Source organism: Mycoplasmopsis arginini, assembly GCF_965278885.1.
Classification (GTDB): domain Bacteria; phylum Bacillota_I; class Bacilli_A; order Mycoplasmatales; family Metamycoplasmataceae; genus Metamycoplasma; species Metamycoplasma arginini_B.
Genome location: NZ_CBDIHE010000003.1, coordinates 14,428 through 31,380 on the forward strand (window position 1 = coordinate 14,428; position 16,953 = coordinate 31,380).

The 16,953-nt window shown below is 25.0% G+C and carries 17 protein-coding genes; 7 read left to right on the forward strand and 10 right to left on the reverse strand.

Going from position 1 to position 16,953, the window contains the following annotated elements; translation table 4 throughout:
• Positions 1–18 precede the first annotated feature (18 nt).
• The 3 genes from ACQW0Y_RS01245 to ACQW0Y_RS01255 form a co-directional block, all read right to left on the reverse strand.
• Positions 19–1,956 (reverse strand): putative immunoglobulin-blocking virulence protein, encoded by a 1,938-nt coding sequence (locus ACQW0Y_RS01245; RefSeq protein ID WP_427867466.1) that lies wholly within the window; start codon positions 1,954–1,956, stop codon positions 19–21.
• Entirely contained in the window at positions 1,859–2,230 is a 372-nt protein-coding gene (locus tag ACQW0Y_RS01250; RefSeq protein WP_427867383.1) for a hypothetical protein, read from the reverse strand. Before ACQW0Y_RS01250 ends, ACQW0Y_RS01245 begins: the two co-directional genes overlap by 98 nt.
• A 223-nt stretch (positions 2,231–2,453) precedes the next feature.
• Positions 2,454–3,335, reverse strand: coding sequence for a DegV family protein (locus ACQW0Y_RS01255; RefSeq protein ID WP_427867384.1), 882 nt, complete (start codon positions 3,333–3,335; stop codon positions 2,454–2,456).
• Positions 3,336–3,573: 238 nt separating this feature from the next.
• On the opposite strand from ACQW0Y_RS01255, the gene tyrS reads away from it, so the two are divergent.
• Together tyrS and ACQW0Y_RS01265 are read left to right on the forward strand one after the other, a co-directional pair.
• Positions 3,574–4,824 (forward strand): tyrosine--tRNA ligase, encoded by a 1,251-nt coding sequence (gene tyrS, locus ACQW0Y_RS01260; RefSeq protein ID WP_427867385.1) that lies wholly within the window; start codon positions 3,574–3,576, stop codon positions 4,822–4,824.
• 3 nt (positions 4,825–4,827) lie between these two features.
• Entirely contained in the window at positions 4,828–5,895 is a 1,068-nt protein-coding gene (locus tag ACQW0Y_RS01265) for an alanine/ornithine racemase family PLP-dependent enzyme (protein WP_427867386.1), read from the forward strand.
• 124 nt (positions 5,896–6,019) lie between these two features.
• Here the strand turns inward: ACQW0Y_RS01265 and rplS are convergent, their stop codons facing one another.
• From rplS to rpsP, 3 genes are read right to left on the reverse strand one after another with little or no spacing between them, the layout of a single operon-like run.
• The gene (gene rplS / locus ACQW0Y_RS01270) at positions 6,020–6,373 is read right to left on the reverse strand and encodes a 50S ribosomal protein L19 (RefSeq protein WP_004415194.1); all 354 of its coding nucleotides are present in this window, start codon (positions 6,371–6,373) and stop codon (positions 6,020–6,022) included.
• Complete coding sequence (gene trmD, locus ACQW0Y_RS01275) at positions 6,363–7,040, reverse strand: tRNA (guanosine(37)-N1)-methyltransferase TrmD (RefSeq protein WP_427867387.1); 678 nt, start codon at positions 7,038–7,040, stop codon at positions 6,363–6,365. Before trmD ends, rplS begins: the two co-directional genes overlap by 11 nt.
• Before the next feature lie 2 nt (positions 7,041–7,042).
• Positions 7,043–7,303 carry a 30S ribosomal protein S16 gene (rpsP, locus tag ACQW0Y_RS01280; RefSeq protein ID WP_057236159.1) on the reverse strand — a complete coding sequence of 87 codons (261 nt, stop codon included), beginning with the start codon at positions 7,301–7,303 and terminating at the stop codon, positions 7,043–7,045.
• A 183-nt stretch (positions 7,304–7,486) separates the two neighbouring features.
• On the opposite strand from rpsP, the gene ACQW0Y_RS01285 reads away from it, so the two are divergent.
• Genes ACQW0Y_RS01285 through ACQW0Y_RS01295 form a run of 3 tightly spaced genes read left to right on the forward strand, consistent with a single transcriptional unit; the run spans position 7,487 to position 9,540 of the window.
• The gene (locus ACQW0Y_RS01285; RefSeq protein WP_427867388.1) at positions 7,487–7,885 is read left to right on the forward strand and encodes a cytidine deaminase; all 399 of its coding nucleotides are present in this window, start codon (positions 7,487–7,489) and stop codon (positions 7,883–7,885) included.
• 12 nt (positions 7,886–7,897) lie between these two features.
• The gene (locus tag ACQW0Y_RS01290) at positions 7,898–8,950 is read left to right on the forward strand and encodes a helix-turn-helix domain-containing protein (RefSeq protein WP_427867389.1); all 1,053 of its coding nucleotides are present in this window, start codon (positions 7,898–7,900) and stop codon (positions 8,948–8,950) included.
• A gap of 26 nt (positions 8,951–8,976) precedes the next feature.
• On the forward strand, positions 8,977–9,540 hold the full coding sequence (locus tag ACQW0Y_RS01295) for an NAD(P)H-dependent oxidoreductase (protein WP_427867390.1): 564 nt from the start codon (positions 8,977–8,979) through the stop codon (positions 9,538–9,540).
• A 26-nt stretch (positions 9,541–9,566) separates the two neighbouring features.
• Here the strand turns inward: ACQW0Y_RS01295 and ACQW0Y_RS01300 are convergent, their stop codons facing one another.
• From ACQW0Y_RS01300 to ACQW0Y_RS01315, 4 genes are read right to left on the reverse strand one after another with little or no spacing between them, the layout of a single operon-like run.
• Complete coding sequence (locus ACQW0Y_RS01300; protein ID WP_427867391.1) at positions 9,567–10,127, reverse strand: variable surface lipoprotein; 561 nt, start codon at positions 10,125–10,127, stop codon at positions 9,567–9,569.
• Between the two features lie 32 nt (positions 10,128–10,159).
• Positions 10,160–10,630 (reverse strand): hypothetical protein, encoded by a 471-nt coding sequence (locus ACQW0Y_RS01305; protein WP_427867392.1) that lies wholly within the window; start codon positions 10,628–10,630, stop codon positions 10,160–10,162.
• A complete protein-coding gene (locus ACQW0Y_RS01310; protein WP_427867393.1) occupies positions 10,630–12,981 on the reverse strand; it encodes an OppA family ABC transporter substrate-binding lipoprotein in 2,352 nt (783 codons plus the stop codon). The genes ACQW0Y_RS01305 and ACQW0Y_RS01310 overlap by 1 nt, the downstream gene beginning before the upstream one ends.
• A 23-nt stretch (positions 12,982–13,004) precedes the next feature.
• Positions 13,005–13,955 carry a hypothetical protein gene (locus tag ACQW0Y_RS01315; RefSeq protein ID WP_427867394.1) on the reverse strand — a complete coding sequence of 317 codons (951 nt, stop codon included), beginning with the start codon at positions 13,953–13,955 and terminating at the stop codon, positions 13,005–13,007.
• A gap of 116 nt (positions 13,956–14,071) precedes the next feature.
• Between ACQW0Y_RS01315 and ACQW0Y_RS01320 the strand changes: the two genes are divergently transcribed.
• Entirely contained in the window at positions 14,072–15,937 is a 1,866-nt protein-coding gene (locus ACQW0Y_RS01320) for an MAG3240 family lipoprotein (protein ID WP_427867395.1), read from the forward strand.
• Positions 15,937–16,950 (forward strand): HxHSH motif-containing lipoprotein, encoded by a 1,014-nt coding sequence (locus ACQW0Y_RS01325; protein ID WP_427867396.1) that lies wholly within the window; start codon positions 15,937–15,939, stop codon positions 16,948–16,950. The genes ACQW0Y_RS01320 and ACQW0Y_RS01325 overlap by 1 nt, the downstream gene beginning before the upstream one ends.
• Positions 16,951–16,953 lie beyond the last annotated feature (3 nt).

The window sequence follows — 16,953 nt, forward strand, 5'->3', positions numbered from 1 at the left end:
CTCAAATAATCCTAATTATTAATTAAATGTGTTGTCACTTGCATATTCAACACGATATCCATTTGATTCTAATTGTTTTTTAAGTGCATCTGCGCCTTGTGAAACTTGTAAAGGAGCATGAATTTTTGATAGATTTAGCAATACACTTAGATTTGATAATGCTTTACCACTTAATCTTTGGGTGCCTGATATTCTAATTGCGCTTGTTATACTTCCGTTACTAAATTCAATTTTAGTTTTTGGCATTGCAAAAGGAGGTTCATTAATTGCCATTACTGAATCAAATTGTGATTTATCTAATTCATCACCATCAATTTCAAAATATTCTTTATCATTAAATAGTTTTAAATTCTTTAGTTTACGTTTGGCATTACTTGCTTTAATGTAATCATAGAATTTTAAACCTTTTAATGATTTAATCGAAGGAGCTCTTGAGAAATCAAGTCTTGTTGGATAACTATTTCCACCTTCATTTGTGTCAGGTTGAAGCCCAGGACCAAAACTGCCTTGGAAAATTCCTTCATTATTTCTTACATAATAAGCCATTCTTAAGCCTTCGTTAATTCGCTTGTAAATGTCACTTTCATTTCTTAGAATATCACTTTCTTCGAAAGCTAAAGTATTAAAAGTAATTCTAGTTGCAATATCTGCGCCAGGTTTATTTTCTGAACTTACGTTATAATCCATTGTGTTGACTCATTCAACTTTTCTTAAAGCTAATGGATTAAGTGTTCAATCATCTAATAATGAGTTTCCTAATGTAAATAGCGCTAATTCTTTAATGTGTTTAGATTCTAATTCAATTAACGAAGAAGTATTTGTAGCGCGGTGATCAAAGAATAATTCTAATTGCGGAAGGTTATCAGGTAATGCTCTTAAAATATCTTTAAATTTTTGGTTAACATCTTTTTTACCCATGTTTTTAATACGGTAAGAAGTAATTACTACTCCATCATTCTTTAATCTTTCAATTAATTGTTTAGTTTTTGCATACCCATTTTCATTAGCTGCATCAATTTCAACAACAAATCCTCTATTTAATTTTCCAGGTATTTCTTTTTCTCTTATTAATTCTGTAATTGCAATACCATCGCTCTTGCTAACATTGTATTTTTGGAATCTAGCATCATTTGTTGCATCTCTTTTATTTCATCCACGATATACACCATTTTTTATATCTTCAGGATTTCTTGCTCAATGATCTTCAATACTAAAAGCACGTCTTTCTTTATTGTCTCTTTCCATTCTTGAAGTTACTTTATTGTAACCTGGTGCTGGTTCATATGTGTAAGAATCTAATTCACCATTTTCATTAATATAAGCATTATCTGCAGTTGCTGTATATCCTTGTTTTAATTGTGCTTCAGCACCCTTTGCCAACTTGTTAAATTTACTGTAATCTAAATTTTTGATTAATCAAGCATATTTAAGATTTTGTGATTTAAATTGTTTTGGTTTTCTATATTCAGCAACAGCTTGAGGGAGTAAAAATTTTACGACATTAGGACTATCTAATAATCGTTTAAATTTATCTAATAATTTTTGTCAAACCAAAATATTATTTCTAATATGTGCTTCACCATCAAATTGTGGACCTTCTTCAAGAATTTCAGCAGTAAAATTAGAAAAGTAATTTTTTAATCCAATACCTTCACGATTAACTAAATCTTTAGCAGTAGCATCTTTTAATTCTTCGGTAACCTCAATACTCTTAACATCGCCAACAATATGATTTAAATATGGATTTAAATTAGTAATTCCCGCTTCAACATCTCTTGGATCTAAAGGACGAGAAGGAGCTGGAGTTACTTCAGCAACAACCTTAACACCATTAATTTCAATAACAACTCTATTGTTATTATTTTTTTGGTTTAGGTGGGGTAGGAGTTGGTTTTGGTGGTAATGGTGTTGGTTTAGGCGGAACTGGTGTGGGTTTTGGATGAATTGGTGTTGGATTTGGTTTAGGTGTGGGTTTAGGTTGTTCAACAACTGGTGGAACTTCAATCTCTTTTAATTTACGGTCAGAAATTGATACGTTAGCATTTGTTGTGTCAGGATTTCCTTTGTGAAATATTTCAGGATTTGCTCCAAAAGGATTATTAAAATCAATACCTTTTTCATTTTTTTGGTTCGTTGAAAATAAAACAGCGCCAAACAAAGTGGCACCGGCAATTGTCGAACCTAAAATTAAAGAAACAATTTTTCTTTTTTTGTTTTTTAAAATAGCCATTTTTATCACCCTTTTTTCTATCTTTCATTAATTAATTAATAATTAATTAAAAATAATTTTAACACATATGAGTTTTTTGTTGAGTTATAAAAGAATAATTTTTAATTAATTACTAAATTTTTAAGCCTAAAATAACATTTTGTTTTTATTTTAAGCCAAAATAATAAAAAGTTCAAACTAAAACAAATTTAGTGTTGAACTTATTTGATTTCTTATTCGATTTTTAATATTCTTTACTAAAAGCTAATATTTTTTGTTTTGTATCTTCGTCACAAGATAGTATAGAAACTGCTACTGCACCAATTCCTGTATGAATTGAAACATCAACAGGCAATTTAAATGCATAAACAGGAATTTTGTTTTCGGTAATTTGTTTAAAAGTTGAAATTAAACTATCTAGTAAATCACTATCGGCATGCGCTACAACTAAAATTTTGTTTTCAAAATTATCCTTACTATTGTTTCACATATCTGCTACAGTTTTTTCTAATGATTTAGTAAAAATACGTCCGATTGATTCTTTTTCTAATACCCCGTTGTCAAATGCAATTAGAGGAACTATTTTTAATAATTTTGCTACAGCAGCAGCGGCTTTTGATAATCTGCCACCTTTAACTAAAGCATCATTAAATTGAGGAATTAAAATTAATTTTTCATTATTTATCTCAAAGTGTTTTATTGCTTCTTCAAAAGAAATCCCAGCTTTTATTTTTTTTTCAAAAACAAATAAATCTTTTAAAATTAAGTAAGAAATTCTTTTTGAATCTACGATAAATACTTTTTTATTGTCTTGAAATTGAGTCTTTAAAAAAGAATTTTGTGAAGATAAAAATTGTGAAATTGAATAAATAAGAATTAAATCATAATCATTAATATATTTATTAATTTCCATTTCGTTTATTGCTGGCGATGAAGCAGATGTTGTTGCGTTAATTTTTTTATTTTCTCTTCACATTTTAGCAAAATCTTCAATAAAAATATCTTTACCAATTTGGTAAGTTTTTCCTTCAATGTCACATTGTAATGGAATGAAACCTCACCCTAGGTCATTAGCTTGTTTTTCAGTTAAACCTGATGAAGAGTCAACAATAATTTTAATTTTCATATTTTCTCCTAAATATTGTTTTCAATAATTGAATACAAAAATTATATAGATATTATTTTAAAAATCACATTTTACTTAATTTAATTATTTAATAAATATTTAATAAACACAATTAAAAAAGTAGTAAATAAATAAAATTATAAGCAAAATCAAATTTAATATATTTCAACAATAAAAATATTTATTTTTAGTTAAAATTTAATAAGTTGTCTTTATACATAAAAAAGAAAGGAAATTTATGTCACAAAATTTTATTAATGAGCTTAGAGCGAGAAAAATTTTAAATAATTTATCCAATGAGGAAAAGTTTTTACAAATTCCAAAAGATTCAGGTGTTTATATTGGTTTTGATCCCACAGCCAAAAGTTTACATTTAGGTAATTATTTACAAATTGCGACATTACTAAGATTTAAAAAGCAAGGTTATAAAGTGTATGCTATTTTAGGCGGAATTACTGGAATGATTGGGGATCCAAGCTTTAGAAATAGTGAAAGAAAATTTTTAGATAATAAAACATTAAAACAAAATAAATTAGCAATTAAAAAGCAACTTCAAAAATTTGGATTAGAGGTTATTGATAATATTGAATTTTATAAAAATATGACGTTAGTAGATTTTCTTTCACAAGTTGGAAAATTAATAAATGTTAATTATTTACTTGAAAAAGAAAGCATTGCTACAAGATTAAATAATGGATTAACATTTACTGAATTTAGTTATCAATTAATTCAAGGTTGAGATTTTAAAAATTTATATGAAAAATATAATGTAAGAATTCAAGCCGGTGGATCGGATCAATGAGGTAATATTACAACTGGTCTAGAATTTATTAGAAAAATACATGGCGAAAATGCTAATGCGGTAGCCTTAACAATTAATTTAATAACCGATGAAAATGGTAATAAATTTGGTAAATCAACTGGAGGCGGATCATTATGATTAGATAAGAAAATGACTTCACCTTATGCTTTATACCAGTTTTTATTAAATCAATCAGATAGTAAAGTAGATGAGTATCTTAAAACTCTAACCTTTTTAAATTTAGAAGAAATTAATGAAATTATGAACATTCATAACAATGAGAAGTTTAAACGTTTAGCGCAAAAAACTTTAGCTTTCGAAGTTGTAAAAAATATTCATGGATTAAGATATGCAAATCAAGCAAGAAAAATTAGTGATATATTATTTTCAAGAAGTAAATTAAATCTAACAATTAAAGATATTGAAATGGTTAAAGATTCATTGCCGACTTTTTTAGTCTCAAATAATGAAAAGTTTATTGATATTGTTAAAAATAATAATATAACTACTTCAAATCGAGAAACAAGAGAATTTTTATCTAAAAAATCATTTTTAATAGATAATGAATTAGTTGAAGAAGAAAGTAAAAATATTGAATTTAAAAAATATAATAATAAGTATGCAATCCTTAAAAAGGGTAAAAAAGATTTTTACATTTTAGTAAACAAAGAAAGTATAAAGGAGTAAAAAATGAGTTTTCCTAAAATTGTTATTAACGAAACAAAATTTAAAAATAATGTAAGAAGAGCAATTGAAATTTGTAAAGAAAAAAATATTGAAGTTTTAGCTGTTACAAAAGGTTTTTGTGGTAATAGAAGAATGGCAGAGTTATATCATGAAGCAGGAATTACTAATTTTGGTGATTCAAGACTTGATAACTTTGAAGTATACAAAGATATTCCTGGTCACAAACAACTATTAAGAATTCCGATGATTTCTGAAATACCAAGAATGTTAGAACTATGTGATTCATCTTTGAATGGTGATATTAATGTTATTAAAAAAATTAGTGAATATGTAGTTGAACATAATTTAAAACCACATGAAATTGTTTTGATGGTTGACTTAGGTGATAGAAGAGAAGGATACTTACCAGAAGAAACATTAGAAATTGCTAAACAAATTAATGAATTAAAAGGTGTTAAATTAATTGGTTTAGGATGTAATTTTGGTTGCTATGGAGCTAGAATTCCATCTGATCAATCAATGGCACAATTTGTAAAATTACAACACGAAATTGAAGATTCATTAAACATTAAATTAACCCATATGTCAGGAGGTAACTCTTTAAGTTTACATATGGTTTGAGAAAATCGTATGCCAAATGAAATTAATTTTTTAAGAATGGGTTTTGCAATGATATTTGGAACCGAAGATATGTATCGTGAAACTATTAAGGGAATGTATCGTGATGCATTTAGATGTGAAGCAGAAGTTATTGAAGTGGATTACAAATCTTCATTGCCAATAGGAGCATGTGGTATTGATGCTTTCGGTCACGTTCCATATTTCGAAGACATTGGAGATATTAAGAGATTAATTTTGGGAGTTGGAAAATTAGACACTATGTTTGATGCAATGATTCCTTATGATAAAGATCTTAAAATTTTAGGTGGTTCATCAGATCATTTAATAATTAATTCTCAAGATAGTAAAATTGATTATAAAGCTGGAGATATTGTTAAGTTTGATTTAGATTGAGGAAGCTTATTGTATTTATTCAATTCTTCATATGTTGAAAAAGAATTTGAAAAGTAATAATTATTTAAGGTTAACATCAAAATAAGGTGTTAACTTTTTTTATTACTTCTATTTGATTAAAATAAAAAAAATTAAAAGCACAAGATATAAAACTTGTGCTTTTAAAAAATATAAATTAAACTTATTTTCTTTTGATTTCTTTCAATCTGGTGCTTTTTCCTTTAAGACCTCTCATGTAGTAAAGTTTAGCTCTTCTAACTTTATTCTTTCTTGTAACTTCAATGTTTGAAATTAAAGGTGAGTTAATCTTAAATACACGTTCTACACCAACACCATATGAATCTTTTCTAACGGTAATTGATTTGTTAATTCCTTCACCGTATGCAGCAATTACTAAACCTTCAAAAACTTGAATTCTTTCTTTATCGCCTTCTTTAATTCTAACGTGAACTCTAACAACATATCCTTCTCTAATTTGAGGAAGATCAGTTCTAATTTGATCTTTTTCTACAAGTTCTAATAAATTACTTCTCATTTTTAATCCTTTCGATTATATCTTTACGATTTTTCAATGTTTTTAAATAAGCATGTTTCTCACGTCATTCTTTAATTAATTTATGATTTCCAGATAAAAGAACTTCTGGAACTTTTAAACCTTTATATTCAGCTGGTTTTGTATATTGAGGAAAATCAAGTAAGCCATCGTTTTCAAAACTTTCATTTTGATGACTGCCTTTTCTTAATACACCAGGAACCAAACGAGCCACAGCTTCAGAAATAACCATTGCTGGGATTTCTCCACCTGTTAAAATAAAATCGCCAATTGATAATTCTTCATCCACGAAATTTAAAACGCGTTCATCAAAACCTTCATAATGACCACACACAAGAGTAATTTCGCTATGTTTAGCTAATTCATGTGCTTTTTTTTGGTCGAATGTTTTTCCTTGTGGACTAACTAGAATTTTATAACTATTTGGAACTGTTTCTAACGCTAAGTTAATTGGTTCTACTTGTAAAAGCATACCATCGCCGCCACCATAAACTGTATCATCAACTTTATTTCTTTTCTCACGTGAAAAGTTTCTAAAATCAATAATATTTAGTTCTAAATGCCCAAGTTTAATTGCTTTGGCAATAATGCTATAACTTTTAAAAGTTTCAAAATATTCAGGAAATAATGTGAGTATGTTTATTTTCATAATTATTTATTTTTTGATTCGATATATTTTTTGTAGAAATCGTTTCTTTTTAATAGAGTTCTAACTGTTTCAGTAGGTTTAGCTCCGTTGTTTAAGTATGTTGTTGTTAATTCTTCGTTTAAAAATAATTCTTTTGTATGTGGGTCGTAGTGTCCTAATTCATCGATAAATTTCCCATCACGTGGTGCTCTTGCATCTGATGCTACAACTTTATATGTTGCATGGAATTTTTTACCGGTTCTTTTTAATCTTAATTTAACCATGATATTCCTTTCATTTTTTGTTTAATTATTAAATTTATATTTTTTTAATAGAAAAATTTTACCATAAAAAAAAGATGTTAAGCAAAAATACTTTACACTTTTTATTTTTCTAATTTTTTAAATATAATTTAAACTTATTTTTAAATGGTTTTTAATAATTGGTTTAATGGTAAAATTAATATTATGAAAAAAGAAATTTTAAAAGAAAAGTTAAATTATTCATATGCTCCTTTTTCAAAAGTTAGAGTTGCTGCATTAGCAATTGATAAAAATGGAAAAGAATATTATGGAGTTAATTGTGAAAATGCTGCTTATCCGAGTGGACTTTGTGCCGAAAGATCAGCTTTATTTGGCTCAGTTGCATACGGAGCAGAAGTAGGTAGTTTTCAAGAAATTCATATTATAAGTAATTTAAATAAATTGCTGTATCCATGTGGTGCTTGCCTTCAAGTTATGTCTCAATTTTTAGATAAGAATGCTAAAGTTATTTTACATTCAACTGATTTATTAGAAGAAAAAAGTTTTTTAATAAAAGATTTAATTCCGGGTGCTGTTAAACCTGAAGATATTATGCCTTTGTAAGAAGAAAATAAAATGGAATTAGAACATATTTGTGATTTGAGACATGTTGAATTACATGGTAAAAATTTTGGTGAAGAAATTTCTTATTATTTAGAAAAATTTTCAATTTCACAAAAAGAATTAGCTCAGCGTTTAGGATTAAGTACGCAATATATTTATATTATTATAAATAGCAAAGTTAACGTTAATTTGAGTATGTCAATTATTGAAGGAATGGAAAATGTTTTTAACTTAGAATTAGGAACATTATCTGAAGTATATTCAATTTATGCTAATAAAGAAAGAGTTGAAAACGAAAATATTGAAGAATTACTTAAAAATTACGGAGAAGATTTCATTATCGCTAATCCAAGTCTTCCTTTAATAAGTAATATTAAATTAACTAAAGATATGCCGGTAAGTAAAAAACTTATGATGATGAACAGGTTTTACGGCGTAGCTGATTTAAAAAAATATAGTCAATATTTAAAAGAAAATGCTTTAGCTGATGAAAGCGTTTATGCAAATCCTAATAGTAAGGTTTGAATAAGATTTTGTGAACTTTCAGTTTTAGATGCAATAAAAAATAAAGAAATAGGTGTTTTTAGAAAAAATACTTTTGAACTTATATATCGCAAGGTTGTAAAAATTATTTGTAAAGAAAACAAAGAATTTAAAGAAAAAATTGAAGAATTACAATCATATCTTTTAACAAAAGGAATAATTTTAATTACAATGCCTTTTATCGAAAAAAGTGATATAGCTGCAATTACTTTTCAAAAAGGAGCAGTAAGATTAATATTTGTTTCAGATATTTTTAATTGCGAAGCGTTTATTTTTAATTACATTTTGCATGAAATTACACACTGTTTTTTTGCTAATAAAGGCGAAAAGCAAATTGATGAAATATATGTTAATACATATTATGATATTAAACAGAAATTTAATTTAAAGTATGAAGGAATTGATGACGCGTTGCAAGCTCGCAAGCAATGCTTTGAAATTAATCACAAAGAACGTAAAGGCGAATTTTGTGATATCAAAAAAGAAGTATTTTTAAAATATAAGAAAGTTTCTTTTAATTAAAAAATAAAAAAATGGGGATATTAAAGATGAATTACTATTTAATAATGGGGCATCCAACTAAAGATTCATTTAACGGAAGACTAGCAGATGCTTATGAAGAAAAATTAAAATTGTTGGGTAATCAAGTTCGTAGAGTTAATATAATTGATTTAAATTTAAATTTAGTTTTAAATAAAAGCGGTCAAACAAAAGAAAATGAAGAAATAATCAAAAATGAACAAGAAAATATAAAATGGGCCGATGAATTAATCTTTTTCTATCCGCTTTGATGAGGATCTGTACCTGCCTTATTAAAGGGATATATTGATAATGTATTTGTTCCTGGATTTGCTTATAAATATCATAAAAATGATGCTTTATGAGATAAATTACTTAAAGGAAAAAGTGCAAGAATTTTTTCGACATGTGATGCACCTAATTTTTTTGTTAAATTAATTTATAAAAATTCTGATTTTTCAATGATGAAAAAAGCAGTTTGTTGATTTACTGGAATCAAGGTAAAAGAAGCAAAAAGAATTGATAAATTATTTAAATATAATAAAGAAGAAAAACAACAAATAATTAATAAAATAATTAAAAAAATAAAATAGAAGCTTTTAAAATTGCTTCTATTTTTTTAATCTATTTCTAAGTAAACAAATTCTGTTGCTTCGACTGCCATTTTTCCTTGATATATTTTATCTGGGCAACGTAAAACATATTTTATAGCAGGTAAATCTTTATCATCGCCATGAACCATAAATTCCATTTCTAATTTATGTCCGCCTAAATATGAAAAGTTTTTATCAAAAGCAGTAGTGAATGAAAAGTATTTTTTAAATTTTGGATGTTTTTTGACATCAGAAAATGTTTTTTCAGCAGTAAGAGCTGAACTTGTTATTCCTGAATCCCCAGGATAACAATTTTTTCTTATTTCTTTAATTACTTGTTCTAGTTCATCACGACTTAATTTTTTTCCTTCAGCTGTTAAGGTGTATGAAAATGAATCTTTAACTTCTGCCAATTGTGAAGAAGATAATCTATTTCAGTTATTTATATTCGGGTTTATTCAATCGCTACCAGAACTACCCCCTGAGTTATCGATTTGGGGTTTAGAATTATTGCATGAAATTGCCAATAATGGTAAGCTTAAAGATACTAATGAACCAATTGATAAAATTTTTGATACTTTCTTCATAATATAATATTATAATACAGTATTTTTTTGTGTTACTGAATTTCTAATTTTACCATTCCTTGATATTCAAGTTCATTGTTTCTGTCAACACAAAGAATTTGATAAGAAATTGCCGGAGTTTGGTTATCTCATATTAATTTAAATGTATATTTGTGTGAAGACCCAAAACCATTTAATTTATGAAAATTAAAAATAAAATTGTCTTTAAATTCGCTATTTCAATTAATAATAATTTGCGAATTACTTTTTGTATTATCTCTATTTCTTACTAATTTTTCTCATAATTCATTTAGTTTGTTTTCGGCTTCTAAATCACTGCCTTTTTTTGTTAATTTAAATTCAAATTTATCAACTATTTCTTGAATCTGAGATGAAGTTAGAAGTTGAACTTTTGGATTATTTGAAGTTCCAGAATTACCATTTTCACATGAAATTGCTACTATTGGTAACATTGAAATAGTTGTTGTTGCAAAAATTGGTAATAATAATTTTTTCTTATTCATTATTCTCTCCTTTCGTTAATTTCAATATCTTGATAATAATTTAAGTTATTTCAACCTAATGGCTTTTTAAAGTTTTTTTGATAAACAACTTTTGAAAAACTATTGATATTTATTTGGTTTGTAAAACTCATAGAATAACTTATTAAGTTATTGATTTCATTAATTATTTCAGCTTGCTCTTCAATTTTTAAAGAGTAAATAAAGCCAATTACTTTATTTTTTGTTTGCGTGTCAACAATATTTTCTAAACTCAAATTATTACTTATTAGAAAATCATTTAATTTAATTAATTGTTTATAAATTTGTTGATAAATTACCTTATTTTTAGATAAGAAGTCAATTAATTTTACTAGATTATTATCATAATTTGTTAATTGATTGTATATAAATTCAACTGTATCGCCTTGAAATAATTTGAAAGTTGATTTTTTATATATTGATTTATTTTCTTCAAAATAATAATGATATTTTTCATAATCATCGATTTTGGTTAAATTCACTTTAAGTCTTGAATCAATTGAATTTAAAATATTTTTAACTAATAATATTTTTTTATTAACTTCTTGATTATCTTTATCAATTGAAACAGGAATATTTATATATATATTCTCTTCATTATTTGTTTGTTTATAAAAATCGTTTATTATTTTTACTAAGTTTTCTTTTATTAAATCAAATCAAGTTGATTTTAGTTTTTCTTCTTCAAAAAGCACTTGAGGATTATTTAATTTATCCTTATTTTGAAATTGAAATGTATTACTAATTTTTTTATTTTCAAAATTAAAAATTATTGGTTTTGAAATTTGATTATACAAGTCTTTTATTTCTTCAACATTTATAGCACTATTATTAGCTAAAATTTTTAAATTTTCAGGTGCTTGACTCAATCATAAGCTTTTATTATCTTGTGTAAATGCATACTGATTAATTAAACTATTAAACAACGATTGAAAAGTTAAGTTTATTGGTTTTAAATCTAATTGATTTTTTTCGTTTAATCCATAATATAGTTTAATAAAATTCTTATTCATATTTTTTGAATTAATATCTGGATTTTGATTAACTATAATTTGGTTATTAAGCTCAAATCTATTGTAATTTTTTTGATAAGAAAAATTATACTTTTGATAGTTTTTTAAAATGTAATTCTTTTCGTCTAAATTTAAGGTTTCATAATCTAATTTAGAAATAATATTCTGTTTGAAAGCATTTAATGACTGCAAAGAAAAAGTTGATTGAGAAATCGGTAAAGGGTTATATTCAATAGTAATTTTCTTTAAGTTATCATTATTGTTTATGTAAAAATTATTTATTTCTAATTCTGTTATATTGTTATTCATTTTTGAAATAAAATAACTACCTGCATAGTAACGCTTTTGAAAATCTTTACCATAGCTGAAAAATCATTCTAAGTTTTTAAAAGGGTCTTTGTATTTTGATCCAATAATTTCAAATGGAATTGCATCAAAATAATTATGAACAATAAATAAGTTTTCAAAAAGTTTTTCAAAATTAATTAATGAATCATCAACAGTTTTAATAATTATTTTGTTAGTTGAAAAATCTAATAATTTGTCAATGTCAATTTTATTTTTAATTAAATAACTGTATAAATCAAATCCATTATCTAATTTTGAATCATAATTATTGGTTTCTAAATTAATTTTGTTCTTTTGAATATAGTGTTTTTTAAAATCTTTGTTTCTTAGAAGTTTAGATAATAAACCTAGTTTAAAAGATTTGTGATTAATTTTATTATTTTCTTTTACTAATTTTCCGTGATAATCAACTCAAATATCGTTCTTTTCATTTAATTCTATTTCAAAAGATTTTAAATTTTTTAAACTATTTTTAAAATTATCACTATTTATAGATTTGTTATCGCTTGAAGGAATGAAAAGAAAAGGCGAGTTAAAACCATTTCCCTTATCCTTTTTTGGAATAAAGATTCCTTCTTCTGGTGTTGCGTTATTATCATAATTAACTTTGTTTATTCTGTCATTATCAAAAGTTAATGTTTCTGTTGATGTAATAATATTTATTTTCTTTGCTCATTCAAATTGGTAGGATAGTTCTGATGGAACTAAAACAATATTGTCTCTAAAATCAATTAATGGTTGTTTTCTTGATTTCACACGAAAAAGTTTTGCTGAAGTTGATAAATTAATTTTGTGTATGTTTTCACTCACATAATTATCATCTAAATAACTAAAATCTCCATAATCATTAGCAAAGTTATTTTTTTCGATGTAATGATAAACATCATTATTAAAATCATTCTTTGCACATGATAATGAAACAAATGGTAAAACAATTGCTAATGGACTTAAAAACAATATTCTTTTATTCATTTTAAAACCTCCTAAAATTAAAATTAAACGTGCGCATGAAAACTTAATAACATAATTGTTGTAACAATTGAAATACTAAAAATTATTAATGTACGATATAGAGTTTTAGTATCTTTGTTTCTAATATGAATAAATTCGGGAACTAATTCGAATATAGCAGTAAAAACAATTATTGATCCACCCATTATTAGTAGTCCTGATTGAATTCATTGTAAATTATCATTTAAAAATCTACCGGTAAAAGCACCTAAAAAAATGAACGGAATTATTAATAAAAAGGTTAAAAAGTTATATAAAACGGCTTTCCCTCTTTTTTCACCATATTGAATTTGTCTAAAATAAACTATTGCCATTTCAATTAAGATGTGAATAGTAAACGTTATTAAAAGCATTAAAGAACTTGAAAAAGTGTTCTGAGAAGAAATAATTTTAAATATTGAATATCCTATAAAGAAACCGTCGATAATTCGATGACTTAAAAGCATAAATATTGCTAATCAAGCTGCTTTTGGGTTATCTATATCTTTAAAAGAAATTAAGTGATCTGAGTGGTTGTGATCTTCATGGCTTGAGTGTGGGTCTATCTTAGATTTTTTAATAAATAAATATCTTCCACCAATTACTAAAGTAAATCCAATTAAAGAACTTAATCCAATTATTCCAACTATAACCAAAGTTCTATTGATTTCTGAACCAAATTTATCGCTTGAACTATGCGTAAAAGTTTTAGCAATTTCATAACCTTCTCTTAGAAAACCAAAAGCACCAATCATTAAAAACATCCCGGTTGAAAAAGCATACATGTAAATTAATGCATTACTTTTATTAGGTTTATTTTTAACTTTAGCAAATGATAGTAAACCCATTAAAATTAAAGGTAAAGCCATTAGTATTGGAATGTAAACTAGCAAATTTAAAAACAAAGTCATTTCTAAATTACTTTCAAATCATGTACCTTCTGGATTGATTATCATATCTCTCCTTTCAAAAAAATAATATTTTTTTATTTTTAAACTAGTCTATTAAAACTTTATTATTATACAATAATTTTATAACTATAATATAAAAAAAAGTGATAAAATTAATAAATATGAAAATAAAAAAGCAATTATTTAAATTATTATTAACAACTAGCGTTGTGTCATTACCAACAATTGCTTTAAGTTGTTCACAAACGCTAAAAAAAGATATTTATCTAGACATTAAAAAAATATCTAGGGTATTTTTAAACCGTTTAACTTTAAGCCAAATTGCATCGATTGAAAAAGATAATAATATTTTTTATCATTTTGATGAAGAAGGAAAACACAATTTTGATGACGTTAAAATCGAAAACGGAAGATTATATTTATTGAACAAAGATAGATGAATTGAGTATCATCCAGATTTTACTTATAAGAATAATTGAAAACAATTTGTTACTGAAAGTAATAATATTAGAATTTTCGATTCAAGTGAAGCTAGTGATATTAATGATTTTTTAAACGAGTATTCTTTTGATGATGTTGATTCAGCGGGAACATTTAACGATGAATGATTTACTAATTTAGCTTTAATTTATGGTAAAGATTTTAACAGAAATAGGGATCCATATTTTGAGGACTTACAAACTATTATTTTTAGATTAAATCAGGATATAAATTTAAATTATTCAATAATGAATAGAAAATATTTAGTTAATAGTGATAAAAGAAGAACTTTATTTTCAAACTGAATTCAGCCACAATATATTCAAGCAACTGCTTTTTTATCTGAAGAACATAAATTGCAACGTGAAGTTTTTGTTGACATTTTAAAACTCTACTTGAACAAATTTAATGTTAATGTTTCTTCGATTGAAATAGATTGAAAAGATACTGAAATTAAGCACTCTTATACCGGAGCTGAAGATTACATTGTTTTTAAAATTAAGAGCATAAAAGACTGAAATAATAAAGAGTTAATGTCGGAATCAAATAAGAATAAAAAGTATTATTTAAATGGATTTAGAAATTATTCAACAAATGGAAAATTTGGAATTGGTTTAAAACCTCTAAGAGAAAAATTACCCTTATTTACTGATTATGTTGAAAACCCACTTTTGATAATGAATGGAAAAGAATACTTAACTATTATTGATAACATTAACCATTTTATCAAATCATCAACATCACCCGACTATTGAAATGCTAAAGGATTAATGTATTTGTTTAATACATTTAAAGACGAAATTTTTACAATTAAAGTTCCAGAATATAAATTAAAAGAAGATTTGGAATATAAAATTCTTGATTTTGAATTTACAGATTATTTTGATACAAATCAATTAATAAGAGCAATAGTTCAAGTAACAAAGAAAGATGGAACAAAAAAACTATATTCATGAATAAGTTCTAATTTTGATGATCATGGCCACAGGTTAAAGGGTTTGATATTTAGAAATAAAAATCTTTCTTCTGTTTTACCAGAAGATATTTATTCATTTAAACCACAAAATACTGGGTTGCCTTCGAGTATAAAATTAGATGACTTTGTTGATAATAGTTCTGATTCTGCTTTCATACAAGGATTAAATGAAGCTTCAAATAAAATGAATGAATTATTTAACTATTGAAACAATGATAGTCGTCAAAATTTCGATGTTTCACTTCTAAATAATGATTCATATCAAGTAAAAGTTTTTAATTCTTATGTTAATAATTACCTTCTTGCTTATGCATTAGAAAATCAAGTTGGAAAAACATTAAGTGGAGTTAAAAGAATTGATATTAATTTAAATCCAGAACTAAATAAGTTGGGTCAATTATATTTTGAATTAAATTTTATTGGTTTTGAAGATAATGTGGATTATAAGTTTAAAAGTAGTGGAGAAAAAACCTTAGCAAAAGCATCTTTATATTGAAATTATTTTAAGGGATATGATGATACTAATGAAAAGAATAATTTCACATTAATTAATTACGAAAGGGGTATGTAATGAAAAAGAAAAATATTTGAAAAATTCTAATTCCAGCATCTTTATTATCTACTCCTTTAATAGCTGTTTCATGTGGAATTGAATATCCAAATGATAATGAAAATATCATATGAGATAACACAAATGAAAATAAAAATAATATTAAAAAAATTGAATTACAAAATACTAAAACTATTGAGATTAACCAAATTTATAGTCAAAAAATTTCACAAATATTTTCTGATGTAAAAAGTGTTTATCGTAATTACCGTAAATATTATGTTAAATTAATAAGAAAAATAGAAGCTCTAAGAACAAAAGTTTCAGCTCTAATAATTGACCAAGGAAATCCTACTAATTCTGAAAAAATTCAAGATTTTTATATTAAATGATTAGAAGAAGCGGGAAAGAATAAATCCAAATTAGCCAAATTATTTGATAAATATCAATTAATTTTTTCTGATGTTGATGCAGTTTTAAATGACGTAAATTTAGTTTTTGATAATCAACAATTTATTAAGTTTATAGAAACAATTGACAATAGGTTGAGCGGTAAAGATATAAATTTAGGTCAATTACAAAAAGCAATTATTTCTTCGTGAAACTTTTTAAAAAATAATCTATTTAATGAAAGTAAAATTTCCAGAATTGAAGATCTTCAAAATATTAATATTGAAAGTGATAAAAATTCTCATAGTCACTCACATGCTATAATAAATTTAATTTTTGAAATGGGTTTATGACACACATTATTAAAAAATAATGTAAAAGATGAAGAACAATTAAATGAATTAAAACAAGATTTTTTAATTTTAAAACAAAATGTTATTGATAATATTGGGCAAAAAAATTATGAAGATGATTTTAATTTTATAATAAATTTATTTGAAGGAAATATGGAATTTGATGAAAAAAATAATCTTATAAATATCGAATTTCAAAACCATGCTAAAAATGCTATGGAACAAATTAAAGCAATCTTAATAGAAATCGCAAAAAAAGAGGGCATTGAAAACAAAATTAATTTAAAATAAAAA